We start from the raw sequence: 24,475 nt of genomic DNA, 5'->3' as shown, positions 1-24,475 counted from the left end.
CACCCGCTCATTTCCCCCGACACCACCCGATTGGCGTCCACTCGGTCAGCAGCATCTGGATACCCACCCGACTCATCGTCAACTCCCACGAACAGGTACCAATCGGGCGCTACCGCCCAGTTGTTGACTTCCTGTCAATCTGCCCTGTTCGAATTGGCGGGTTTATCAGTAGAGTCGGCGGGCGTGACAATCGATCCCACTCTCATCAAGAGCAGCTTCGCCGTCGTCGAGCCCCACGGCAGCGAGGTCACCGCCTACTTCTACGCTCACCTGTTCGAGCACAACCCGGATGTGCGCAAGCTCTTCGCCGAGCACATGAACGACCAGCAGGACCGCCTCTGGGCCGCGATAGGCACCCTGGTCAACCGGCTCGAGGACACCGACACGGTGGTCAACGTGCTCCAGGGCCTGGGCCGTCGGCACATCGGCTACGGCGCCCTCCCCGAGCACTTCCCCGCCGTCGGCGGCAGCCTGCTCGCCTCCCTCTCGCACTTCGCCGGCGACGCCTGGACCCCGGAGGTCGAGGCCGCCTGGACGGCGCTCTACGGTGTCATCACGGATGTCATGAGCGCGGCAATGACCGAAGAAGCCGCGGGCTGAGAGCCCCCCGGTGCCCTTCGACCCCGCGGTCATCCGCGCCAGCTTCGCCGTCGTCGAGCGCCGAGCCGATCAGCTGACCAAGTTCTTCTACGCCCACCTGTTCACCAACAACCCCGGTGTCGAAGAGCTTTTCCCGGCCAGGCTCGCCGAACAGCGCGACCGCCTCTTCGCCGCACTCACCCAACTCGTGCTGCGGCTGGAGGAACCGGAGAAACTCACCGGCTACCTGGCGGCACTCGGGCGCGACCACCGCAAGTTCCAGGCCGCGCCCGAGCACTACCCCGCCGTCGGCGCCAGCCTGATCGCCGCGCTCAAACACTTCTCCGGCCACTACTGGACCCCCGAGATCGAGAAGGCCTGGACCGAGGCCTACACCGTCATCTCCCAGGCCATGATCGACGCCGCCGCGGCCGTCCCCGCCTCCACCCCGCGCTGGTGGGACGCCGAGATCACCGGCCACCGCCGCGCCACCTCCGACCTCGCGGTGCTCACCCTGCGGCCCGACCGGCCGTACCCGTTCACCGCGGGCCAGTACCTGACGGTCTGCTCCGACCGCCGGCCCCAGGTCTGGCGGCCCTACTCCGTCGCCTGCGCACCCCGTTCCGACAACACCCTGGAACTGCACGTCCGCCGGGTCCCCGACGGGACGGTCTCCACCGCCCTGGTCGACGAGGTCCGGCTCGGCGAACGGCTCCGGCTCGGCCCGCCGCTCGGCGAGGCCGTGCTCGCGCCCGACTCCGACCGGCCGCTGCTGATGGTCGCGGCCGGCAGCGGCTGGGCCCCGGTCCGGGCCCTGCTGGAACAGCTCGCCCAGGACGGCGGACGGCCCGCCACGGTCTTCATCGCCGCCCGCGGCGACCGGGACCTGTACGACCTGGACTCCGTGCACGCCATGGTCCAGGAACACGCCTGGCTGCACGCCGTGCTCTCCGCACCCGACCGCGGCGCCTCCCGCAACGAGGCCGTCCGGCTGCTCCGCGAGGGCCTGCGCGAGTACGGCGACTGCTCCGGGCACGACATCCACCTGTCCGGCCCGCCCGACCTCGTCCCCGCCGTCGGCGCCCAACTCCTCGAGCAGGGCGCCGAGTCCGCACTCCTCCGGCACGACCCGGTCACGCCCACCTTCAACCGCAGCCGCCCGCTCACCCCCGCGGAGTGGTTCCTCGAAGAACGCGACGTGCCCTGGATCAACCGGACCGAACTCGGCTGACGCCGGTCCTGCCGCCCCCCGGCCACCACAACGGGGGGCGGCAGGACCGGCGACACCCGGCGGGAGCACGACGAAGGCCCCGGGCGGGAACCCGGGGCCTTCGGCTGGTGCGCTCAGCAGGATTCGAACCTGCAACCTCTTGATCCGTAGTCAAGTGCTCTATCCGTTGAGCTATGAGCGCTCGGACGGCCCCTTGCGGAACCGCGAGCGGAGATTGGTGCGCTCAGCAGGATTCGAACCTGCAACCTCTTGATCCGTAGTCAAGTGCTCTATCCGTTGAGCTATGAGCGCTCGCCCCGGCGGACTGGCCTCCTGGGCGGTGCGGGGACAACATTACATGACCGGCGACCTGGGACGAAATCGATTGCCACCGGCCCCGTCGCCCCCGGCCGGGGCCCTCCGGGTAGCCCCCGGATGAACTTCCGGCGACAACGCAGGAGCCCCGCCGGCCTGTGACCGACGGGGCTCCCGGTGAGCGGAGGCGGAGGGATTTGAACCCTCGATGGACGGTAAAGCCCAAACCGCATTAGCAGTGCGGCGCCATAGACCGGACTAGGCGACGCCTCCAACACCCGGACCGCGACCGGCACTCCGGCGCGTTCCGTGCGACTGCGATGATGCCACAGCCGACGGCCCCGGCACCAACCACCACAACGATACTGGCCGGGTCGTCCACGGCGCAAAGAAGAATGAGATACTTCCCTCTCCGAGGAGAGCCAGAGCCGCCCGTCGCAGCGGCGGCCCGAAGCCGTGAGGAGACCTGTCGACGTGAGCAGCAGGCCGACCCGAGGCGCTGCTCGCCTCGCCGCGATACTCGATGCACTGCCCGACCCGCTGCTGCTGGTGAACAGCAACGGCACCGTGGTCGACGTCAACAAGGCCGCCGTGGAAAGCCTGCAGGCACCCGGCACCTCGTTGGTCGGGATGGGCGTGCTGGACCTGCTGCCGGAGTTCGACCCCAGTCGGATCCCGGGTTCCATGCGGCCCCCCGCGAGCGAGACCGAGAGCCTTGACCGACCGGTCCGGATGACCGCCCGCCGCACCGACGGCACCGCCTTCACCGTCGAGGTGTCCGGCAACGACTTCACCGACGAGGGCGGCGGGGAGGCGCACGGCTTCCTGTCCTTCAGCACCAACGACCAGGGGCTGCTGCTGCTCCTGGTCCGCGACATGTCGGCCCGGCTCGGGGTGGAGTCCGAGCTGCGCCGCCAGCACAAGCAGACCGAGATGATCCTGCGCGCCGCCGCCGAGGGCGTCCTCGGCGTCGACCTGGAGGGCCGCGTGGTGCTGGTCAACCCGGCCGCCGCGCACATCCTGGACTTCCGGGCCAGCGAGCTCGGCGGCCGCGAACTGCACCCGCTGATCCAGCACTCGCAGCCCGACGGCAGCCCGCTCGCCGCCGAGAGCTCCGCGCTGATGGACACCCTGCACTCCGGCCGCAAGCACCGGATCCGCAACACCGTGCTGTGGCGCAAGGACGGCCGGCCGGTCACCGTCGACCTGACCACCGCCCCGGTCCGGGACGGCGAGCAGCTGGTCGGCGCGGTGATGACCTTCACCGACCGCACCCGCGAACTCGCCCTCGCCGCCCGCAACGAGCACCTCACCGCCGTCCTGGAGACCGAGCTCGGCGGGGCCCTCACCGCGCTGCACGGCCGGATCGACGCGCTCGCCGCCGACCCCGCCGGGCAGCTCTGGCCCGAGGCCAACTGGACGCTGCGCCGGCTCGCCGACGAGTGCCGCCGGTTCGGGAAGCTGATCGACGGCGTCCTGGAGCACCAGCGCTTCGAGGCCGCCGCCGACCGCGGCAAGGCCGCCCTCGACCGCGAACGCGTCGGCCTGGACGAGGTCGTGCAGCTCGCCGTCGAACGGGCCGGGGAACTCGTCGGGCCCGGCCGGGTCCGCTACTCGGTGCACGCCGCCGCCGTGAAGGTGCTCGCCGACCGCGAGCGGCTCGCCCAGGCGCTCGCCCACCTGGTGGCCGACGTCAGCGGCGTCACGCCGGTGCCCGAACCCGCCCGGGCCGAGGGCGAGTCCGCCCCCGCCGGGGTCCCGTTCGCCGGGCCCGCGCCGGCCGGCGATCAGCCCCCGATGGTGGTACTGGCCGCCGCCCGGCGCGGCGACGTCGCCCGGGTCGAGGTGCGCGGCCCGGCCCGCGGCTCCAGCGCCGTGCACCTGCCGATCGCCCGGGCCGCCGTCCAGCGGCACGGCGGCGTGCTCCAGCGCCACGACCTGCCCGACGGGGCCGGCGCCACCTACGTGGTGGAACTGCCGCTCGACCCCGACGGCGACGCGTCCGGCGGGCCGGACAAGCAGCAGCACGTCCCCAAGGACTCCGACACCGCGATGATCCCGGACCTGCCCGGCCAGCCCGCGCCGGTCGAGCCCCGGCCGGACGGCGACGAGGCCCCCGGTGCGAAGCCGGAGGCCGAGGCGCGCGCCGACGACACCCAGGGGTCCGGCCGGCGCCGGGCCCGGGCGGCCGCGGAGCGCGGCGGCCAGGACGCGCCGGAGCAGCCGGCCCCGCGCGGGCCGATCGCGCTCGGCGCCGGGCCGTCCGCGGACGACACCTCCGGCGGCGGCGCGATCGCCCTCGGACCGGCCGAGGGCGCCGAGGGCGGCACCCGTTCCGGCCGACGGGCCCGCCGGGCCGCCGCGCAGCCCGTGTCCGGTGACAGTTCCGGGGCGCTGCACATCCCCGGCGTGCCCGACCCCGGGACGCCCGTGTACCCGGGCCTGGAGAGCGCGCTGGCCGCCTCGACGCCGGAGCCGGTCACCCCGACCGCCCAGCCCACCGGGCGCCGGCGGCGGCTCGCGCTGCCCGCCGACACCGCGCAGAGCGCGGAGGAGGTGACGGCGGTCCTGCCGCCCGTCCCCGCCCTGGACCCGGCCCCGCCGGCCGCGCCCGCCCCCGACGCCGGGGCCGCACAGGCCGCGCCGTCGAACGGCGCGCTGGAGGTCGCCCGGCCCGCCGCGCCGGCCCTGCCCCCCGCCGCCCCGGACGCCGCCCCGGCCCCCGAGCCGGTCGGCAGCGGGCTCGGCGAGCTGCTGCCGCCGCGGCCGATGGGCGGCTTCCAGGCCGCCTTCCCGGCCGCGTTCCCCAACGCCCCGGTGCCGGGCCCCGCGCCCGCGCCGAACGCGCTGCCCGCCGGCGGGAGCACCCCGTCCGCGGTCGACCCGGTGCTGCTGAACGGCCAGCGCCTGAACGGGGCCGCCCCGCAGGGCGAGGGCGGCGGGCCGGGGGCGGCCCTGGCGCTGCCCGCCGCGGCCGGGGCGCCCGGCGGCCCGGTCGAGGGGCGCACCCCGCCCCGGCCGGTCGCCGAACTCGCCCCCGCCAAGGACCTCCCGCCGGACGGCCCGCGCCCGCTGCTGGTGTGGCCCGAACCCGACCCGTCCACCCGGGGCGCGCTGGAGGTCCGGGGCTTCCGCCCGGTCGTCGTCGCCTCCCGCGAGGAGGTGGACGCGCAGGTGCCGCAGGCCCCCGCCGCGCTGTTCGTCGACCCGCTGACCGGGCCGATCACCCGTACCGCGCTGCAGTCGCTGCGCACCGCCGCGCTGGCCGGGCGGGTGCCGGTGCTGCTGGCCGCCGGCCTCGGCCAGGCCACCCGGGACGCCGCGTACGGCGCCGACCCGGCGGTGCTGCTGCGGGCGCTCGCGCCCCGGGACGGCGAGAACCACGCGGCCCGGGTGCTGCTGGTGGAGTCCGACCCGGAGGTCGCGGCGGCGCTGGTGGCCAGCCTGGAGCGGCGCGGCATGCACGTCGAGCACGCCGCCGACGAGAGCGAGGCGGTGGCCCGGGCCAGCAGCCTCCAGCCGAACCTGGTGGTGCTGGACCTGCAGCGGATCGAGCGGCAGCACCTCGGCCTGCTCGACTGGCTGCGCGCCAACGACCGTCTGCACCGCACCCCGCTGGTCGTCTACACCTCGGCCGACCTGGACCCGCAGGCCCGGGCCGGGCTGCGCACCGGCGAGAACGTGCTGTTCCTCGCCGAGCGCTCCACCACCGAGGACGTGCAGGGCCGGATCGTCGAACTGCTGGCCCGGATCGGCGCGTTGGGTCAGGTCGTGACGGCGGGCAGCGGCGCTTCGTTCTGACGACCCGTCAACTCGCCTCTGCGGGTGGCCCGGCCAGCGGGAGGCGGGCCACCAGGCGTGCGCCGTACGGGTGTTCGGCGACGACCAGGGTGCCGCCGTGGTGCTCGGCCAGGTCCCGGGCGATGGCCAACCCGAGCCCGGCGCCGCCGAGTTCGCGGCTGCGGGCGTCGTCGAGCCGGGTGAAGCGCTCGAACACCCGCTCCCGGTCCGGCTCCGGGATGCCCGGGCCGTCGTCGCGCACCTCCAGCACCACCTCGTCCGCCTCGACGGACAGTTCAACCTCCACCCGGCTCGCGGCGTAGCGCTGGGCGTTGTCGACCAGGTTGGTGAGCAGCCTGGTCAGCCAGGTGCGGCTGCCCAGCACCCTTGCCCCGTCGGCGAGTTCGGCCCAGACCTGGACCCGGTCGGCGATCCGGGCGTCCAGGACGTCGGCGAACAGGACGTCCAGGTCGAGGAGTTGGGTGGCGACCGGGTCGGCGGCGTCCAGCCGGGCGAGCAGCAGCAGGTCCGTGGCGAGGTCCTGCAGGCGGACGGTGTCCTGGAGGGCGTCGGCGAGCAGTTCGGGCCACAGCTCCGGGTCCGGGTGGGCCAGCGCGACCTCCAGTTGGGTGCGCAGCACGGCGATGGGGCTGCGCAGTTCGTGCGAGGCGTCGGCGATGAAGCGGCGCTGGCGCTGCCCCGCGTCCTCCAGCCGGTCCAGGGTGGAGTTGACGGTGACGGCGAGCCGGGAGACCTCGTCGCCGGTGGGCGGCACCGGGACCCTGCGGTGCAGGTCGTGGCCGGTGATCTCGGCGACCTCGGAGCGGATCGCCTCCACCGGGCGCAGCGCCCGGCCGGTGACCCGCCAGGTCACCAGCGCCACCAGGGCCACCAGCAGCGGCAGTCCGACGGCGAGCGCGGCGGCGGCGGTGCGGCCCGCCGCGTCCACCGTGCCCAGGGAGGCCGCCGCGTAGACGGTGAGCTGCCCGTCCGGGCCGGTGACGGACACCGAGGCCACCCGCTGCCGCGGGTCGTCGGTCGGTCCGTCGGCGTACAACGTGCCTTCCCCGTCCAGGAGTCGGCGCTTGTAGGGCGGGGCGGGCAGCGGGACCTCGGGCGGTACCGGGGCGTCCGGGCCGAGTTCGCCGGCCAGGTCGGGCGTGGTGGCGACCAGCCGTCCCGTGCTGTCGACCACCTGGACCGACCCGCCGGGCCCGCCGATGATCGGCGGCAGGTGCTGGTGCTCCGCCATCGCGGCGATCTTGGAGGCCTGCCGGACGGCGGTCTGCTGGACGTCGCGGGCCAGGTTGGCGTGCAGCACGCTGAGCAGGGCCAGCGCGGTGCCGCCCAGGGCGAGGGCCACCACGGCGGTGGCGGCGAAGGTCGCCCGGGCCCGCACCGAGCGCGGCACCAGGCGGCGCAGGGGCCTCCGCTTCCGGTCGGCCGCCATCCGGTCAGTCACCGTCTGTTCAGCCTCCGCCCGGCCAGCCACCGCCCGGTCAGCCACCGTCCACCGCCAGTCGGTAGCCGGCGCCGCGGACCGTGCCGACCGCGCTGCGGCCGAACGGGGCGTCGATCTTCCGGCGCAGGGCGCTGATGTGCACCTCGACGATGTTGGGGTCGCCGTCGAACGCGGAGTCCCAGACGCTCTCCAGGATCTCCCGCTTGGACACCACCCCGCCGGACGCCCGGGCCAGGCATTCCAGCACCGCGAACTCCCGTGTGGTGAGCCGCACTTCGGTGCCCGCCCGGGTGCAGGTGCGGCGGGCCGGGTCGATCGCCAGGTCGCCGAACTCCAGGGTCTGCGGCAGCCGGCGCCCGGTGCGGCGGACCAGGGCGCGCAGCCGGGCGACCAGCACCACGTACGAGAACGGCTTGGAGAGGAAGTCGTCGGCGCCGGTGTCCAGGGCCTCGGCCTCGTCGAGTTCGCCGTCCTTGGCGGTGAGCATCAGGATCGGGGTCTCGTCACCGGCCGCGCGCAGCCGGGCGCAGACCCGGTAGCCGTTCAGCCGGGGCAGCATGATGTCGAGCACGATCACGTCGTAGTCGTGCTCGGTGGCCAGCCACAGGCCCTCCTCGCCGTCGTGGGCGAGGTCGACGGCGAAGCCCTCGGCCCGCAGCCCGCGTTGCAGTGTGGCGGCGAGCCGCCGTTCGTCCTCCACCACCAGTACGCGCATGGGGGACAGCGTCGCAGGCGTCCGGCGGAACGGGGAGGGCGGCTTCAGCCTGGCTTCAGGAGGGCGGCGGCATGCTGGGCGCCCGGCCGGACGGGAACCGTTCCGGCCGCGTTCCCAGGAGGGGGTCCACCCGCATGTCCGAATCCCATTCGCAGTCCCCGCAGTCCCAGCCGCAGCCGCAGCCGCAGCCCTCGGAGCCGGGGCCGGAATCGATCGACCTGACCAAGCTGCCCGCCCCGGAGCCGTCGTCCGCGGCGGCCGGGCCCGCCCCGGCCCCGGGGGCGTCCCGGCGTTCGCTGCGGCTGCCGGGGCGGCGCGGGGTGCGCTGGGTGCTCGGCGCCGCCGTGGTCATGGTGCTGGGCGTGGCGGCCGTCGGCACCGGTGTCGCGCTGGAGCGCCACCACGAGCGCGGGGTGCCGGTGTTCGACCGGGCCTACGTCGGCAGGGGCCCGCTGGCCGCCCCCGGCGTGCCGAAGGCGCCGGGCGTGCCCGGCAAGGTGGTGGTCCGCGGCGCGGACGGCTCGGTGCAGGTCTTCCCCGGTGCCGGTGCCGAGCAGTTGCCGGAGGGCGTCGCCGGTCTCCCGGGCTTCCAGGGCTTCCAGGGCTTCCGGGGTTTCCAGGGCGTCCAGGGTGGCGACGGCCCGGCCCAGGGCCTCGCCCCGGCCGCGCTGCCCGCCGTCCCCGCCGACCAGGCCGTGGCCAAGGCCGCGGCGGCCGTCCCGAACGGCAAGGTCGACGCCCTCGCGGTGGTCGGCCGGGAGGGCGGCGGCAGCTCCTGGTCGGTGGAGGTGCTCGGCCCGGACGGCGTCCGCCACCTGGTGACGGTGGACGGCACCGACGGGTCGGTCACCGGGAACACCGTCGCCGCCGGGCGCTGAGTCGGCGCCCGGCGGCGCGGCCGGAGTCGGTGCGGGGTTCGGAGTCGGTGCGGACCGTAGTTGGTGCGGGCCGGGGTCGGTGCGGGCCGGGGTCAGTACGGGCCGGGGTCAGTGGTAGGCGTGGACCACCGCGTGGCCCCGGCCGCGGCCGATCAGCCAGCGATTGACCGGGACGGTGACCAGGAAGGCCAGCACCAGGGAACCGGCCAGCGACAGCCAGAACAGCAGCTGGCCGAGGCCCGCGTCCATCGCCCCCGGGACGGCCACCATGACGCCGTTGTCGATCAGCTCCATGACGATGATCGACACGGTGTCGGCGGCCAGCGCGACCTTCAGCGCGTCCCGGAAGGGCAGGCCGGCCTTCAGCACGCCGCGCATGGTCAGCGCGTAGCCGAACACGAAGGCGAGCGCGATCGACAGCACCACGGTCGCGCCGTTGTGCAGGCCGAAGCCGACGCCGATCACCTGGCCGAGCACCTCGCCGATCGCGCAGCCGGTGAGGCAGTGGAGCGTCGCCTGCGCGGCGGTGCGCCAGCTGCTGCCGCCGCCGTGGTGGTGCTGCGCGTGGCCGGTGTGCTGCGCGTGGTCCGGGTGGTGTCCGCGCTGCTGCTCGTGGTGCGCGTGGTGCGCGTGCTGCTGCTCGTGGTACGCGTGCTGTGCGGGGTGTTCGTGCTCCTGGTGCGCGCTGTGCTCCATGACGGCCCTCCTCGTCCGACCCGGTGGGTTCCCCCGGCCACCTGCGGAACGTTATACCCCCATGGGGTATTCCGAACCGGTTTTCGGGATCTTTCCGGGGAGGGCCGCCCGGCGGTCCGCGTCAGCCCTTGTCGGCGGTCTTGCCGATCACCGTCACGTCGAGGCGGTCGGCCGCGTAGTCCGCGCGGATCACCTTCTTGTCGAACTTGCCGACCGAGGTCTTCGGCACCGACTCGATCAGCGACCAGCGCTCCGGCAGCTGCCAGGAGGCGACCCGTTCGGCCAGGAAGGCCCGCAGCTCGGGGAGGCCGGCCGTGGCGCCGGGCCGCAGCACCACGGTGGCCAGCGGGCGCTCGCCCCACTTCTCGTCCGGGACGGCCACCACCGCCGCCTCGGCGACCTCGGGGTGCGCCATCAGGTGGTTCTCCAGCGCGACCGAACTGATCCATTCGCCACCGGACTTGATCACGTCCTTGGCCCGGTCGGTGAGGGTCAGGTAGCCGTCGGAGGTGATGGTGCCGACGTCGCCGGTGCGCAGCCAGCCGTCGGGGCTGAACTTGTCCTCGGGAGCCTCGGCCGCGTTGCCCGTGCCGCCGAAGTACGCCGCGGCGATCCACGGGCCGCGCACCTCCAGCTCGCCCTCCGCGACGCCGTCGTGCGGCATCACCTCGCCGCCGGGGCCGATCAGCCGGGCCTGCACGGAGGACGGGAAGACGCCCTGGGTGACCCGGTAGGCCCACTCGTCCTCGCCGGTGACGCCGGCCGGCGGGTGGGCGACGGTGCCCAGCGGGGAGGTCTCGGTCATGCCCCAGGCGTGGATCACCCGGATGCCGTGCCGCTCCTGGAAGGCCCGCATCAGGGCGGGCGGGCAGGCCGAGCCGCCGATGACGACGGTCTCCAGGGTGGAGGTGTCGTAGTCGCCCGCGTCCAGCTCGTCCAGCAGGCCGGTCCAGATGGTCGGAACGGCGGCGCCGAAGGTCGGCTTGACCCGGTCGATCATCTCGGCGAGCGGCTTGGGCTGCAGGAAGCGGTCCGGCATCAGCAGGCTCGCGCCGGTCATGAACGCCGCGTGCGGGATGCCCCAGGCGTTGACGTGGAACATCGGCACGACCGGAAGCACGGTGTCGCGGGCGGTCAGGCCGAAGCTGGAGGCGGCGATGATCTGCATCGAGTGCAGGTAGATCGAGCGGTGGCTGTACACGACGCCCTTGGGGTCGCCGGTGGTGCCCGAGGTGTAGCAGAGCGCGGCGGCCTGCTTCTCGTCGATGTCGGTCTGCCACGGGTAGTCGGCCGGCCGGCCCGCGATCAGCTCCTCGTAGTCGTGCACCGTCCCGCCGAACCCGGCCAGCAGCGCCGGGTCGTACGCCCCGGACACCACGATGTGCTCGACGGTGCCGGCCAGCTGCGGCAGCACGGCGGCCAGCAGCGGGAGCACCGTCCCGTTGACGATGACCACCCGGTCCGCGGCGTGCTTGACGATGTAGACCAGCTGGTGGGCGGGCAGCCGCAGGTTCAGGGTGTGCAGCACCGCGCCCATGGACGGTATCGCCAGGTACGCCTCCTGGTGCTCGGTGTTGTTCCACATCAGCGTCGCCACGACGCTGCCGTCGCTCACCCCGAGCTCGTCGCGGAGGGCGTGCGCGAGCTGTCCGGCGCGGGCGCCGATCTCGGCGAAGGTCCGCACCACCGGGCCGTTCTCGGTCCAGGTGGTGACGGTGGACCGGCCGTGGATGGTGGAGCCGTGCTGCAGAATCCGGGCAACCGTGAGCGGAACGTCCTGCATCGTGCTGTACACGCGGGTCCTCCTTGACCGGCCGGCACGTTGCTACCCGCAGGTAGCAAGCGATTTCTCCGATTGTTTCCCCGGCGCACCCCCGCTGTCAGTAGTCGCAACCGAGATGAGACCGACCCCTCCCCCGCAGGTCGCGGGGCGTGTCCGGCCGGGTCCGGGGTGTGGCAGGGGACGGCGGGGCGCGGTGGGGGCGCGACGGGGCACGTCCGCCCGGCCGCGCGTCCACCCGTTCGCGCGTCCGTTCGTTCGCGCGTCCGTTCGGTACCACTGTCCGCTTCCTACCCGCTCAGCGGGCGACCGGACCGTCCACCTGGTTGCGGTCGACGGCCAGCGCGGCGCCGCCGTAGCTCTCCCGGGCGTTGCCGTGGTGCTGGTGGATCCGGGCGTGGTCGGTCCACAGGTCGTCGCCCAGCCGGCCCGCGCCGTCGGTGGTGGTGGCCCGGTCGTCCCAGTTGGCGTACCAGACCGCGTCCGGCAGCGGCCCGCTGCCGGCCCGGGCGGCGGCGGCCAGGTCGGCCACGCCCGAGTTGGTGGAGGAGTAGAAGCCGGAGCGGAAGCCCGCCCCGTGCAGCGCCTGCGTCCAGCCGACGGTGAAGTCCATCACCGCCTGGCTGCACGCCGAGTCGCCGCGCGGGTACGCCTCGACGTCCAGGTACACGGGGGTACCGACGCGCAGCCCGAGGCCCTGCACCGCGCGCACCGCCTCGGCCGCCTCCTCCCGGCCCTGCTGCACCGCCTGCGCCGGGTCGATCCGCTGCGTCTTGCTGCCGCCCGCCATGCACGGGGCCTGCCGTCCGACGTGGGTCGGGATCAGCTGCCAGCCCATCTCCCGGACCTCGCGCACCCAGTCCGCGGTCAGCCGGGACTGGCCGCAGGCCCGCTGCCGCCCGCTGGTGTAGATCCCGACCGCGCCGTACGGGGAGGTGCCCCACCAGGCGCGCATGGTCTCCACCGGCGGCGCGGAGCAGGCGTCGAACCCGGCGCCGGTGAACACCTCGGCGGGCAGCGGCTCCCGGCGCGAACGCAGCGGGTCGGCCAGCAGCCTCGGGCGCAGGCGGACGGGCGGCGCCCCGGCGGCCGTCCGGCCCTCGGTCAGCGCGGCGGCCTGGTGGGCCACGGCGGGCGCGGCCTGAGCGGGGAGCTGCTGGGCGGTGAGCTGCTGGGCGGTGGGGGCCGGGTCGAAGGCGGAATCGAGGGCGGGATCGAGGGCAGGGCCCGGGGCGAGGCCGGGGGCGGTTCGGGCCAGGACCCGGGCGGGGGCGGCCGCCGGGCCGGCCGTCGACATTCCGACGACCGCCTGGTCGGTGGCGAGCAACAGGACGAGTGACGCGGCCGTCAGGGCCGCCGGGCCGAGGTAGCGCATCTTCCAGGACTACTGACGGGCCGCCAGGGCCCCCGGCAGGACACGCCGTCGCCGTCGCCAGGTCACCCGGGTGGCCCCGCCGGGTCAACCTCTGGTAACCGGCTTTGACCATTTGCACTCCTTACGACAGACTCGATCGCATGCCAGGCGCGACCCTCACCGTTGAAAGCACAACCGAACTCCCGGCAGTCGCCTCCGTTTCGAAGGCCGACACCGGCTCCCGTCAGGCCCGGGCGAGCGGTCTGCGACGACCGGCCGCCCAGCGGGTGCGCGGGGTCCGGCAGCGGGTGGGGCGCGTTCCGGCCCCGGTGCTGTGCCTGGTGTCGATGCTCGCGGTGCAGCTCGGGGTGGCGGCGTCCAAGCCGCTGTTCGGGGTGCTGGGGGTGGCGGGCGCGACCTTCCTGCGGATCTCGTTCGCCGCCGTCGTGCTGCTCGCCGTCACCCGGCCCCGACTGCGCGGCCGCAGCCCGCGCGACCTGGCGATGGCGGGGCTGCTCGGCGTCGCCTCCGCCGGGATGACCCTGCTGTTCGCGGGCGCCGTCGACCGGCTGCCGATGGGCACCGCCGCCACCATCGAGTTCCTCGGCCCGTTGGCCGTCGCCCTGGTCTTCGCCCGCCGGGCCGGCCACGTGTTGTGGGCGGCACTGGCCGCCGCCGGGGTCGCGCTGCTCACCCTGCTGGGCGGCGAGGGCGGCTCCGGCCCCGGCGGTCTCGACCCGGTCGGCCTGGCCTGCGCGTTCGGCGCGGCCGCCTGCTACGCGGGCTACATCCTGTTCACCGACAAGGTCGGCGCGGCCTTCAAGGGCTTCGAGGGCCTGGCGGTCTCGTTCACCATCGGCACCGTGGTGCTCGCCCCGTTCGGCGCCGCCGAGGCCGTGCACGGCCTGTCCGGATCCGACTCCCCCGCCCTGCTGCTGCTCGCCGTCGCGGGGGTCGCCCTGCTCTTCCCGGTGCTGCCGTACGCGCTGGAGATGACCGCGCTGCGCCGGATGTCGCAGCGGGTGTTCAGCGTGATCGTCAGCCTCGACCCGGCGGTCAGCGCCCTGGTCGGCCTGCTGGTGCTCGGCCAGGTGCTGGGGCTGCCGCAGCTGCTGGGCATCGGTTGCGTGGTCGCCGCGAGCGTCGGGGCGACGCTCACCGCGCGCCGCTGACCCGGCCGCCCTCCCCTCCCCCCTCCACCCTCCCCGGAACGCGCCTCGGGGGCGCGGCGGCCGCCGTAGCGGCACCGCGCCCCCGAGGGGTTTCGATCGTCGTGCGCTGTACGCCCCGAGGCGGTGACCCTTTCCACTCCCGGGTGCTCCGGCGGTCCGTGCTCCGTCCGGTCCGGCGCCCCCGCCGGTCCGTCCGCACCTCCCGCCGGGAGGTCAGTACGAGTAGACCGGCGCGAAGACGAAGTTGAAGTTCTTGTCGGACTGGTCGGCGTAGACGACCCCGGTGTTCCCCTTCACCCCGAGGGTGTTGTTCTGGTTCGACGCACCGGCACCGGTCGCCGTCTGCTGGGTGGAGTTGTAGTTGCCGTCGACCGACCCGAAGATGTTTCCGCTGCCGAAGTCCGAGACCACGCTGCTGTTCGAGCCGTGGCCGGCAGCCGCACCGTTGTCGGCCGCCGCGGCACCCGCCCCGGCCAGCAGCAGACCGGCTGCGAGCGGGACGGACGCGACCAGCGCGGCCAAGCGGATGGTGCGGAAGCGCGCCATGGGGATTCCCTCCGTTGGTTCTTGCCAGGTAGTGCGAGATGGGAAAAGCGTTTCCGGAGTTCGCGGCCAGACGAGGCTCCGGGGGCTGCGACGCCGAGGAACAGACTTCCGCAACAAATCGACAAAGCACCAGCACCACTGAGTCTTTTCCCCCATTAGCGTGACGCGGTGGCATCGGCGCATAATCCCCGGCCGATCGGTTCGTCGGCAGACACACCGCCTGCGAGCTGGACGTTCGCCCGGACGGCGGCGCCCCGCCCCCCGTCCGAGCGGGGGCGGGGCGGGCCGGTTTCCGGCGAGTCGCGCGATCCCCTGGGCGTGCGAACAGTCCGTCCACGCCCCGCCAGGGTCGCGCGACCACACAAAGTCGATATTCAGCCACTTCCGGAATTCCTCATACCATCCGGATGCCACATGATGATGGTCGGTTCAACGGCAGGACAATTTCCCGACCATCATCTTGTGACGATCGGTCAATATCCCGCCCGGCTCGGCGCCGACCGCCCTCCCTGGACCTCCCGAACCCCCGGGACCTTCCGAACCCCCTGGACCGCCCGCGCCCCGGGCCTCCCGCGCCCCTCCGGGTCAGAGCACCTTCCCCGGGTTGAGGATGCCCAGCGGATCGAACGCCGTCTTGATCCGGCGCTGCAGTTCTAGCCCGACCGGGCCCAGCTCCCGGGCCAACCACTCGCGCTTCAGCAGGCCGATGCCGTGCTCGCCCGTCACCGTCCCGCCCAGCTCCAGGCCGAGTGCCATGATCTCGTCGAAGGAGCTGCGGGCCCGGGCCGCCTGCTCCTCGTCCTTCGCGTCGAAGATCACCACCGGGTGGGTGTTGCCGTCGCCCGCGTGCGAGACCACGCCGATGGTCAGCCGGTATCGGTCGGCGATCTCCGCGACGCCGTTCAGCATCGCGGCCAGCGAGCTCCGCGGCACCGCCACGTCGTCGATCATCGTGGTACCCAGGCGCTCCAGCGCGGGCAGCGACAACCGCCGTGCCTGCAGCAGCAGTTCGGACTCGGCCCGGTCCTCGGCCGGCACCACCGCGGTGGCCCCGGCGGCGGTGCACAGCGCCGCCACCTCGGCCAGCCGCTCACGCCGGTCCGAGCCGTCGAAGGCGACCAGCAGCAGCGCCCGGGTCGACTCCGGCAGGCCCATCCGCGCCATCGCGTTCACCGCCCGGACGGTGGTGGCGTCCATCAGCTCCATCAGCGAGGGCGCGTGCCCTGCCGACATCACCTCGCACACCGCGTGCCCGGCGGCGTCCACCGAGTCGAACTCCGCAGCCAGCACCAACTGCGGCCCCGGCGCGGGCCGCAGCGCCAGCACCGCCTCGACCACCACGCCCAGGGTGCCCTCCGAACCGACCAGCAGCCGCGTCAGGTCGTACCCGGCGACGCCCTTCGCGGTGCTCCGCCCGGTCCGCAGCAGCTGCCCGGCCGCCAGCACCACCTCCAGGCCGAGCACGTACTCGCTGGTCACCCCGTACTTCACGCAGCACAGGCCGCCGGCTCCGGTGCCGATGTTGCCGCCGATGGTGCAGGACTCCCAACTCGACGGGTCCGGCGGGTAGGAGAGCCCGAGGGCCTCGGCGGCGCGGGACAGCTCGGCGTTGACCACCCCCGGCTGCACCACGGCGATCCGGTCCACCGGATCGAGGCGCAGGATCCGGTTCATCCTGGTCAGCGACAGCAGGATGCAGCCGTCCACCGCGTTCGCCCCGCCCGAGAGCCCCGTCCGGGCCCCCTGCGGCACCACCGGCACCCGCAGCTCGGTCGCCGTCCGCAGCACGAACCGCACCTGCTCCACCGTCTCCGGGAACACCAGCACCGCCGGCTCACCCACCGCACAGAACCCGGCCATGTCCCGCGCGTACGCGGCCGTCACGTCCGGATCCACCGCGACCGCCCCCTCCGGCAGCCCCGCCCGCAACCTCTCGACCAACCCGCCCACGGCAACCTCCACTCGCCTCGTCCCCACGCCCCTCCCCTCCCCCACCCCCGACCGGACAACCACCCCACCGCCCCTGTCGCGCTGTCGGTCCGCTCCGGGAGGCCCGGAGGCCAGCATCCAAATCGGATACCGATATTCGCTATCCGATTCCAATATTCATCTCATATGCTTAACCTCTGGCCCTGGGCGACCGCCAGGCCCACCGACTCGAGGGGACGAGCACATGACCGAATCGCAGCACGACGCGTGGGACCTCAAGCCCGGCGACACGATCGAACGCAAGCAGCTCCACCAGCGCTTCGGTGGGCGCACTCAGGGCGGCATCGGGCCTTCTGCGAAGTCTCCGAACGTCATGGTCTTCACCGATCCCGTCGCCGGAGAGAAGCACGGCTACTACGACGGCTGGATGCCCGACGGACACTTCCACTACAGCGGCGAGGGCCAGTACGGCGACCAGCGGATGATCTCCGGGAACGCCAGCATCCTGAACCACAAGGCCGAGGGCCGCGCGCTGCGCGTCTTCAAGGGCGCCCGGGGGCTGGTGACTTACCTCGGCGAGTTCGAGATCGCCGCTGACGACCCGTACTACGAGGCGGACGCTCCGGAAACGAACGACGGGCCGATCCGGAAGGTCATCGTCTTCCGGCTCCTCCCGGTCGACGCCGAGCCCCAGGACCCGACCTCCCGGCTCGGCCGGCTGCTCGAAACCGCTGACGGGGCCGGCCCGGTGCAGAGCCTCCCCCTGGAGCAGCAGCTGACGGAGAAGATGTTCGTCGAGCCTAACCGCGAGGCGTACGAGGCCGAGCGGAAGGAGTCGAAGCTCGTTACCGCCCTGGCCGACTACCTGCGGACCAAGAACCACCAGGTGGGGCGGCACCAGATCCTGCCCGCCGGCGAGACCCGCCCCCTCTACACCGACGTCTACGTCGAGGGCCTGAACCTGCTGGTCGAAGCCAAGGGCAGCGTCACCCGCGAGAACATCCGGATGGCCATCGGCCAGCTCGCCGACTACTCGCGGTACCTCGACAACCCCGTCAAGGCCATCCTGGTCCCGAGCCGTCCCCGGGCCGACCTGCTCGATCTGGCTGCCAGCCAGGACTGCACGGTCATCTGGCCCCACGACAAGGGCTACTTCAGCACCGACCCCGCAATCGAGCTCTGACGCCCACGGGCCGGCCCTCCGATGGGCCGGCCCCGCACTCGTGCCGTCCTGGCTCAACCGCCCCAGCGTTCACGGTGGTTGCGGACTCGTGCGAGGTCAATGCGGTGCTGCGGATGCGTCCGCAGTACTCCCACCACCTCACCGTGCTTGACGATGTCCAGGCCGTCCGTGAGGACGATCGCGCCACCGTCGAACATGACGTGGCAAGTCGGACAGAGACAGAGGACGTTGTCCGTGGTGTCCGGCCCGTCGTACGGACTTCCCAACGCCTGGATGTGGGCGCCTTCGCTGTACACGCCGCCAGGCAGAACCACCGTCAGACCGCAGAGCTGGCAGGCGCCCCCATGCCAGGTCTTCACCCGCCGAACGACCGCACCGTTCCGGACGATCCGCTGCACGTCCGTCCGCACCCGCGCAGGCGTCGCGGCTCCGAACGGCGGGTCCGACACGGCGTCCAACGTCGGCTGCACGTCCTGGGTCGGAGGCTCGGGAACGCCGGTCTCGCGGTCGGCCTCCAGCCGGAACTGCCAAATCCGGTGCCCGTCCACGCCCATCGTGCTGCCGTAGCTCGCCACCCGGTACAACCCGTCGTAGCGGTACCCGCTGCGCGGCGCGAACTGCGATCCTCGGTGCGCTCCGCGCAGTACCCGGACGAGCTGTCCCTCGAGGTAACTGGTGACCAGCGCCGCGTTCCCCGGATCGTCCAAACTCTGGTCGCTGACCTGGTTGTTCGACGCGTCCTGCCCGCCGTGCCCCGTGTAAACGATGACATCGCCGTGGTCCTGGTCGTCCTTGTAACCGCCGGAGACCACGATCGACTCGGCACCACCGCGCTTGGTCCCGCAGATCCCCGCCTGCAACGGACGGTGCACACCGGCGCCGTGCGCATCACGACGCGTCCTGAACTCCTGGCCGACCTCGACCCCCGGAACCTCACCGATCACGCGCACCATGCTGTCGTACGGTCACGAAGGTTTCAAGAAGCACCGATGGGCCGCGCACCAGCCAGTGGCCGCCGACACCCACCCGCCCACCCACTGCACCACCACAACGGCAACGGCCCCCGTCCGCATCGCTGCTGGTCGGGGGCCGTTCTCGCGGCGGAGGGTGTGGGATTTGAACCCACGGTGGCGCGAAGCCACGACAGTTTTCAAGACTGGTCCCTTAGGCCGCTCGGGCAACCCTCCTCGGCGGAGGCCAGCCTAACGGGTCGGGGCCGCTTGGGTGCACACCGTTTCGGAGGGGAGGGGTCAGCTGTCGCCCTTGCGTTCGCCGAGGGTGACGGTGGTCTTGGCGGTCTTGCCGTCGCGCTTGTACTCGACCTCGACCTTCTCGCCGGGCTTGTGCGTCCAGATCTCGCTGACCAGGGTCGGGCCGCTGTCGATGGCGATGCCGCCGAGCTTGGTGATGACGTCGCCCGGCTTGAGGCCGGCCTGGTCGGCGGGGCCGCCGGGGGTGACGGGCTGGGTGCCCTGGGCGCCGGTGGTGGCGATCTGGGCGCCGTCGCCGGTGTACTTCTCGTCGCGCAGGACGCCGAGGATCGCGTAGACGGGGGTGCCGTCCTTGATCAGGGTCTGGGCGACCCACTTGGCCTGGTTGATCGGGATGGCGAAGCCGAGGCCGATGGAGCCGGCCCGGCCGGTGCCGCTGGTGTTGGACTGGATCGCCGAGTTGATGCCGATCACCGAGCCGGAGGCGTCGAGCAGCGGGCCGCCGGAGTTGCCGGGGTTGATCGAGGCGTCGGTCTGCAGGGCGTTCATGTAGGACGCCTGCGCGCCGGTCTCGTCGCCGGAGGCGACCGGGCGGTCCTTGGCCGAGACGATGCCGGTGGTGACGGTGCCTTCGAGGCCGTAGGGGGCGCCGATGGCGATGGTCGCGTCGCCGATGGCGACCTTGTCGGAGTCGGCCAGCGGCAGCGGGACGAGCTTGTCGGTGGGCGGGTTGTCCAGCCGGACGACCGCGACGTCGTAGCCCTTGGCCTGGCCGACCACCGAGGCGCTGTACGAGGAGCCGTCGGAGAACTTGACGGTGAGCTTGCCGCCGTTGGCGGCGGGGGCGACCACGTGGTTGTTGGTCAGGATGTGGCCCTCGGTGTCGAAGACGAAACCGGTGCCGGTGCCGGACTCGCTGGAGCCCTCGGCCTTGATGGTGACGGTGGACGGCAGCGCCTTCGCGGCGATCCCGGCGACGGACTCGGGGGCCCGGTCCAGGTTCTGGTGGGTGTTGCCGACCGCCACGGTGGTGCTGTTGCGGCTGGCGCTGCTGCCGCCGCCGTTCTTGTCGTTGTTGGTGACGGAGGCGCCGATCGCACCGCCGGCCAGGCCCGCCACCAGGGCGACGGCCGCGACCAGGGCGACCAGCGAGCCGCGCTTGCGCTTGCCGGAGCCGCCGTCGCCGGGCTGCGGCGCGCCCCACGGCGCGCCGGGCCCGCCCGCGCCGCCGGCGGTGTCGCCGCCGGACGGGTGGCCCCAGCCGCCGACCGGGTGGCCGGCCCCGAACGGGTGCTGCGGCTGCTGGGGGCCGGCCGGGCCGCCGGGCGCGCCCGGGGCCTGCTGGAGCAGCGGCGCGGGGGCGACGGCCGGGTTGACCGCGGTCTGCGCCTCGTCCGGGCGGGCGAACGGGCCGGCCGGTTCGGCGACCGAGCCGTACGGGTTCTGGAACGGCGGCGGCGCGTCCACCGGAACGGCGGGGGCAGCCGGGGCGAGCGGTGCGGCCGAGGCGGCCGGGGGCAGGTCGGGCACCTTGCCGAGCTGGATGGTCTGCTCGACCGGTGCGGGCGCCGGAGCCGGAGCCGGGGCGGCGGCCGGGGCCGGGGGCAGCACCGGCGGCGGGGCGTCCAGGTAGGCGGGGGCGGGCGTACCGGAGCCGGCGGCCACCGCCTCGGTGCCGGCGGGCGCGGCGGCCGTCTCCGGCGGGGTGGTACCACTCGCGTGCTCGGTGCTCACGGACGACCTCCATCGCTGAACAGAACCTTCGGTGGCGAACCGCGGCGCTGAGGGCACGGCTCGCAACCTCGGTGCACAGTTTTTCCTATACCGGATTCGGACACCGTAAGCGGGCCCCTGAAGAAATGATGAGAAGCCTTAGGCGGCCCTGACATGCACATCGATGGTCCCCGCGGCGCGGTCCCGCGATGCGGACGCCCCTCCCCCGGCCTTGGCGTTCCTCCGTCCGGAGGCTAGCCTGTCGCTCCTGTAAACCGAAGAACGTCGCGGGAGCTTGGACCAGCCAGGCTGAGAGTGCGCCGGTTCGACCGTGGGCATGGCGGTGACGCCACCACGGCCGAGGGGGCGCTGACCGCCGGAACCTGTCCGGGTAATGCCGGCGTAGGGAGTATCGGCCATGACGGCTGTTCCGTCTGCCCAGATGTCCGACCGTGCCGCCGAGGCGCGGTCCGAGGCCCCGCTGACCCTCGACACCGCGCCGCCGCGCACCCTGGACTTCCGGGCGCTGTTCGCGCTGTGGGCCAACCTCGGGGTCAGCCTGATCGGCTTCACCAGCGCCGCGACGGTGCTCGGCGAGCGGGGCCACGAACTGGGCTTCACCGCCGCGGTGACGGCGATCGTCGCGGGCACCGCGATCGGCACCGCGATGCTGGCGGTGGCCGCCCTGGTGGGCGCCCGGACCGGCGCGCCGGCGATGGCGGTGCTGCGCGGCCTGTTCGGCACCCGGCTGTCGTACGTGCCGACGGTGCTGAACATCGTGCAGTGCATCGGCTGGGGCGTGTACGAGCTGACGGTGATCGCCTGGGGCGCGCAGACCGTGTCGGGCACCGCGGGCTGGCGGTGGCTGTTCGTGCTGCTGGCGGGCGTGCTGACCACGGTGCTGACGATCTGGCCGCTGGGCGCGATCGCGGTGCTGCGCAAGTACGTGGCGGTGGCGGTCGGCGTGGCGATGGTCTACTTCACGGTGCAGTTCGCCCGGGTGGGCTTCCCCGACCCGGGCGCGGGCAACTGGGACGGCTTCCTGGGCGCCACGGACGCGGTGATCGCGGTGTCGATCTCCTTCGTGCCGCTGGCCGCCGACTACACCAGGCACGCGCGCAGTTCGGCGAAGGCGTTCTGGGGGACGTTCTCCGGCTACACGGTGGCCCAGGTGTGGTGCTACGTGCTGGGCGTGGTGGCGCTGCTGCAGTCGGGCGGCGACGCGAACCGGATCTTCGAGTCGTTCACCGGCGTGGCCGCGGGCTGGGCGTTCCTGCTGGTGCTGGTGCTGCGGGAGACCGACCAGTCGTTCGCGAACGTGTACTCGACGGCGATGTCGATCCACAACCTGTGGCCGCGGGTGGACCGCCGGGTGCTGACCGGCGGGATCGGCGTGCTGGTGACGGTGCTGGCGCTGCGGATCAAGGAGTTCACCGACTCGTACTACGGGTTCCTCGGCCTGATCGGCTCGGTGTTCGTGCCGCTGTTCGCGGTGCTCGCGGTGGATTACTTCCTCGGTGCGGGCCGGCGCGGCTGGAACCTGTCGCAGGACGCCCCGGCGCGCTGGGTGATGCTGCTGCCGTGGGCGGCGGGCTTCGCGGTGTACCAGTTCCTGGCCCCGTCGAAGATCGGCGGCTGGTGGACCGGCCGTTGGGAGGACCTCCAGCAGCTGGTGCACTTCACCCCGGCGGCGTGGTCCTCGGCCTCGCTGTTCTCCTTCCTGGTCGCGGCGCTGGCCACCCTCGCGGTGACCGCGCTGGAGCGCCCGAAGGCGGCAGCAGGCCCGCAGCAGGACTGACCCGCGTCCGGCGCCGGCCCCCCGTTCACGCCCGCTCGTTCCCGTCCGTTCCCGTTCACGCCCGCCCGCTCCCGCCCGCTCCCGTTCACGCCTGCTCGTTCGCGTTCAGGGGACCAGCACCACCTTGCCGGTGACGGTGCCGGACTCGGCCAGGCGCAGCGCCTCGGCGGCGTCGGTGAGCGGGAGGCGGGCGGCGATCGGCGCGGTGAGCTCGCCGCGCCGCAGGGCGTCCAGGACGGCGGTCAGGTCGGCGCGCAGCCGGGCCCGGAAGCGGGCGGGGCGCAGGGTCCGGCCGGCCCAGATGTTGTAGAAGTGCGCGCGGCGGCCGTTCGGCAGGGCGTTCCACCACCAGGTGCGGGCGAGCACCTTGAGCACCGGCCACTGCTTGGAGCCGGTGTCGTCGCGGGTGGCGGCGCTGCCGTAGGCGACCAGGGTGCCGCCGGGGGCGAGCAGGCGCCAGGAGTCCAGGACGCTGCGGCCGCCGACGTGGTCGAAGACGGCGTCGACGCCGCCGGGGGCGAGTCGGCGGACCTGGGCCGGGACGTCGCCGGTGCGGTAGTCGACGGGGGTGACGCCGAGGGCGCGCAGCGCGTCGTGATGGCGGGCGGAGGCGGTGCCGATCACCTGCGCCCCGGCGGCCAGGGCGAGTTGGGCGAGCAGTTGGCCGACGCCGCCGCCCGCGCCGTGCACCAGGACGGTCTGCCCGGGGCGGACCTTGGCGTGCCGGTGCAGCAGCTGCCGGGCGGTGATGCCGTTGACGACCGCGGTCTCGGCCGCCGCGGGCTCCAGGCCGTCCGGGACGTCGACGGTGTCGGCGGGGTCTAGCAGGACGTGGCTGGCCCAGCCGCCGGTCTTCACCAGCGCGGCGACCCGGCGGCCCGCCAGCGCCGGGTCGGTGCCGGGCCCGGTGGCCGTCACCGTGCCGACCAGGTCGTAGCCCGGGACGAACGGGAACGGCGGCTGGTCGTAGTAGCGGCCGCGGCGCATCTGCTGCTCGGCGAAGGACACGCCGGTGGCCTCGACCGCGACCAGCACCTGCCCGGGGCCGGGCTGCGGCAGCGGCGAGCGGCGGATCCGCAGGCCCTCCGGCTCGACGATGCCGGGCAGGACGATCTCGACGAGCTGTTCTTCTCGCATGACGGTCTCCCATTCGATAGAGCCACTCACTTGAGTTAGACCCTCTAACAAGAACCGTTGTAACACCACGCCCCCGTGAGAGTCAACAACGAACGCGATAGGGTCTAACGGAAGAAAGAGGGTGCAACGCGACCCGCGGCAGCACCGCGACAGCCCGCGACAGCCCGCGGCAGCACCTCGGCGCGGTAGGACGAGAGGAACCCCCATGGAGACCGAGACCGGCACCCCCCGGGAGCGCTACCGCGCCCAGGTCCGCGAGGAGGTCAAGCGGCACGCCCGCGAGCAGATCGCCGAGGCCGGCGCCTCCGCGCTCTCGCTGAACGCGATCGCCAAGCGGATGGGCATGAGCGGTCCGGCGCTCTACCGCTACTTCGCCAACCGCGACGAACTGATCACCGACCTGGTCACCGACGCCTACCGCAGCCTCGCCCTGGCCCTGCGCGCCCCGGCCGAGGCGGGGGCCGACCTGCCGGCCCTGGCGGCCGCCCTGCGGCAGTGGGCGCTGGCCGACCCGCAGCGCTACTTCCTGCTGTACGGCACCCCCGTCCCGGGCTACCACGCCCCGTCGGAGACCACCGCCATCGCCACCTCGATCATGACCACGCTGCTGGACGCCGCCGTCCTCCACCAGACCCCGGCGGTCGACCCGGGCCCGGCCGACGCCCGCCTCTACACGCACCTGGCGCACCACCACGAGTGGGCCGGCGACCACCCGGCCCCGTCGCACGCGCTGCGCCGGGCGCTGGTGTTCTGGACCAGGCTGCACGGCGTGCTCTCGCTCGAACTGGCCGGACACTTCACCGGCATGGAGCTCGACGCCGACCTGCTGTACGCCTCCGAGGCGGAGTCCCTCGCCGGCCCGCGCTGACCCGGCCGCCCGCGTCCGCCCCGCTCCCGCCCACGCCCCCCACACAAACCCAAGCCCGCCCCGCCCGCGTCCGCCCCGCCCGCGTCCGCCCCACCCGGCCCAGGCCCCCGCCCACGCGCCCACGCGCAAACCCCCGCACAGGCCCAAGC

The 24,475-nt window shown here is 73.6% G+C and carries 18 protein-coding genes and 4 tRNA genes; 8 read left to right on the top strand and 14 right to left on the bottom strand.

The features are described from left to right. Positions 1-183: 183 nt before the first annotated feature. Together EDD39_RS39390 and EDD39_RS07545 are read left to right on the top strand one after the other, a co-directional pair. Entirely contained in the window at positions 184-600 is a 417-nt protein-coding gene (locus EDD39_RS39390) for a globin family protein (protein WP_162869965.1), read from the top strand. 10 nt (positions 601-610) lie between these two features. Then, positions 611-1,810: a globin domain-containing protein gene (locus EDD39_RS07545; RefSeq protein WP_123554198.1), complete on the top strand. Its 1,200-nt coding sequence runs from the start codon at positions 611-613 to the stop codon at positions 1,808-1,810. Between the two features lie 105 nt (positions 1,811-1,915). Here the strand turns inward: EDD39_RS07545 and EDD39_RS07540 are convergent. The 3 genes from EDD39_RS07540 to EDD39_RS07530 form a co-directional block, all read right to left on the bottom strand. After that, positions 1,916-1,991, bottom strand: a tRNA-Arg gene (locus EDD39_RS07540). Between the two features lie 34 nt (positions 1,992-2,025). Further along, positions 2,026-2,101: transfer RNA gene (locus EDD39_RS07535), tRNA-Arg, on the bottom strand. 185 nt (positions 2,102-2,286) lie between these two features. Continuing rightward, a tRNA-Ser gene (locus EDD39_RS07530) sits at positions 2,287-2,377 on the bottom strand. Positions 2,378-2,578: 201 nt separating this feature from the next. Here EDD39_RS07530 and EDD39_RS07525 point away from each other — a divergent pair. Then, a complete protein-coding gene (locus EDD39_RS07525; RefSeq protein ID WP_123554196.1) occupies positions 2,579-5,905 on the top strand; it encodes a PAS domain-containing protein in 3,327 nt (1,108 codons plus the stop codon). A 7-nt stretch (positions 5,906-5,912) separates the two neighbouring features. Here the strand turns inward: EDD39_RS07525 and EDD39_RS07520 are convergent, their stop codons facing one another. After that, positions 5,913-7,334 (bottom strand): HAMP domain-containing sensor histidine kinase, encoded by a 1,422-nt coding sequence (locus tag EDD39_RS07520; RefSeq protein ID WP_208765461.1) that lies wholly within the window; start codon positions 7,332-7,334, stop codon positions 5,913-5,915. Between the two features lie 49 nt (positions 7,335-7,383). Next, positions 7,384-8,061, bottom strand: coding sequence for a response regulator transcription factor (locus EDD39_RS07515; protein ID WP_030457479.1), 678 nt, complete (start codon positions 8,059-8,061; stop codon positions 7,384-7,386). 134 nt (positions 8,062-8,195) lie between these two features. Here EDD39_RS07515 and EDD39_RS07510 point away from each other — a divergent pair, with 134 nt between their 5' ends. Further along, positions 8,196-8,939 (top strand): hypothetical protein, encoded by a 744-nt coding sequence (locus EDD39_RS07510; protein ID WP_123554194.1) that lies wholly within the window; start codon positions 8,196-8,198, stop codon positions 8,937-8,939. Positions 8,940-9,047: 108 nt separating this feature from the next. On the opposite strand, the gene EDD39_RS07505 is transcribed toward EDD39_RS07510, so the two are convergent. The 3 genes from EDD39_RS07505 to EDD39_RS07495 form a co-directional block, all read right to left on the bottom strand. Then, the gene (locus tag EDD39_RS07505) at positions 9,048-9,635 is read right to left on the bottom strand and encodes a DUF4396 domain-containing protein (protein WP_123554192.1); all 588 of its coding nucleotides are present in this window, start codon (positions 9,633-9,635) and stop codon (positions 9,048-9,050) included. Positions 9,636-9,756: 121 nt separating this feature from the next. Next, positions 9,757-11,430, bottom strand: coding sequence for a long-chain fatty acid--CoA ligase (locus EDD39_RS07500; protein ID WP_123554190.1), 1,674 nt, complete (start codon positions 11,428-11,430; stop codon positions 9,757-9,759). A 283-nt stretch (positions 11,431-11,713) separates the two neighbouring features. Next, on the bottom strand, positions 11,714-12,790 hold the full coding sequence (locus tag EDD39_RS07495) for a DUF1906 domain-containing protein (protein ID WP_123554188.1): 1,077 nt from the start codon (positions 12,788-12,790) through the stop codon (positions 11,714-11,716). A gap of 140 nt (positions 12,791-12,930) precedes the next feature. Here EDD39_RS07495 and EDD39_RS07490 point away from each other — a divergent pair, with 140 nt between their 5' ends. Beyond that, the gene (locus tag EDD39_RS07490; RefSeq protein ID WP_123554186.1) at positions 12,931-13,941 is read left to right on the top strand and encodes an EamA family transporter; all 1,011 of its coding nucleotides are present in this window, start codon (positions 12,931-12,933) and stop codon (positions 13,939-13,941) included. A gap of 213 nt (positions 13,942-14,154) precedes the next feature. Here the strand turns inward: EDD39_RS07490 and EDD39_RS07485 are convergent, their stop codons facing one another. Next, positions 14,155-14,487, bottom strand: a complete 333-nt coding sequence (locus EDD39_RS07485) for a hypothetical protein (RefSeq protein WP_123554184.1) — start codon at positions 14,485-14,487, stop codon at positions 14,155-14,157. Positions 14,488-15,072: 585 nt separating this feature from the next. Next, positions 15,073-16,437, bottom strand: coding sequence for an FAD-binding oxidoreductase (locus EDD39_RS07480; RefSeq protein ID WP_123554183.1), 1,365 nt, complete (start codon positions 16,435-16,437; stop codon positions 15,073-15,075). Between the two features lie 223 nt (positions 16,438-16,660). Between EDD39_RS07480 and EDD39_RS07475 the strand changes: the two genes are divergently transcribed. Further along, positions 16,661-17,599 carry an SRA domain-containing endonuclease gene (locus EDD39_RS07475; RefSeq protein WP_123554181.1) on the top strand — a complete coding sequence of 313 codons (939 nt, stop codon included), beginning with the start codon at positions 16,661-16,663 and terminating at the stop codon, positions 17,597-17,599. A gap of 53 nt (positions 17,600-17,652) precedes the next feature. On the opposite strand, the gene EDD39_RS07470 is transcribed toward EDD39_RS07475, so the two are convergent. The 3 genes from EDD39_RS07470 to EDD39_RS07460 all read right to left on the bottom strand — a co-directional run bounded on the left by EDD39_RS07470 (position 17,653) and on the right by EDD39_RS07460 (position 20,544). Beyond that, complete coding sequence (locus tag EDD39_RS07470; protein ID WP_244256633.1) at positions 17,653-18,552, bottom strand: YDG/SRA domain-containing protein; 900 nt, start codon at positions 18,550-18,552, stop codon at positions 17,653-17,655. Positions 18,553-18,700: 148 nt separating this feature from the next. Next, positions 18,701-18,786 (bottom strand) — tRNA-Ser (locus tag EDD39_RS07465). Between the two features lie 63 nt (positions 18,787-18,849). Continuing rightward, on the bottom strand, positions 18,850-20,544 hold the full coding sequence (locus tag EDD39_RS07460) for a S1C family serine protease (RefSeq protein ID WP_123554179.1): 1,695 nt from the start codon (positions 20,542-20,544) through the stop codon (positions 18,850-18,852). A gap of 421 nt (positions 20,545-20,965) precedes the next feature. On the opposite strand from EDD39_RS07460, the gene EDD39_RS07455 reads away from it, so the two are divergent. Next, positions 20,966-22,321: a purine-cytosine permease family protein gene (locus EDD39_RS07455; RefSeq protein ID WP_244256632.1), complete on the top strand. Its 1,356-nt coding sequence runs from the start codon at positions 20,966-20,968 to the stop codon at positions 22,319-22,321. 105 nt (positions 22,322-22,426) lie between these two features. Here the strand turns inward: EDD39_RS07455 and EDD39_RS07450 are convergent, their stop codons facing one another. Then, the gene (locus tag EDD39_RS07450; RefSeq protein WP_123554175.1) at positions 22,427-23,458 is read right to left on the bottom strand and encodes a medium chain dehydrogenase/reductase family protein; all 1,032 of its coding nucleotides are present in this window, start codon (positions 23,456-23,458) and stop codon (positions 22,427-22,429) included. 205 nt (positions 23,459-23,663) lie between these two features. Between EDD39_RS07450 and EDD39_RS07445 the strand changes: the two genes are divergently transcribed. Next, a complete protein-coding gene (locus tag EDD39_RS07445) occupies positions 23,664-24,326 on the top strand; it encodes a TetR/AcrR family transcriptional regulator (protein WP_123554173.1) in 663 nt (220 codons plus the stop codon). Positions 24,327-24,475: the final 149 nt, after the last annotated feature.

It is taken from the genome of Kitasatospora cineracea (genome assembly GCF_003751605.1).
Classification (GTDB): domain Bacteria; phylum Actinomycetota; class Actinomycetes; order Streptomycetales; family Streptomycetaceae; genus Kitasatospora; species Kitasatospora cineracea.
This window is presented reverse-complemented; position numbering and strand designations above follow the sequence as displayed.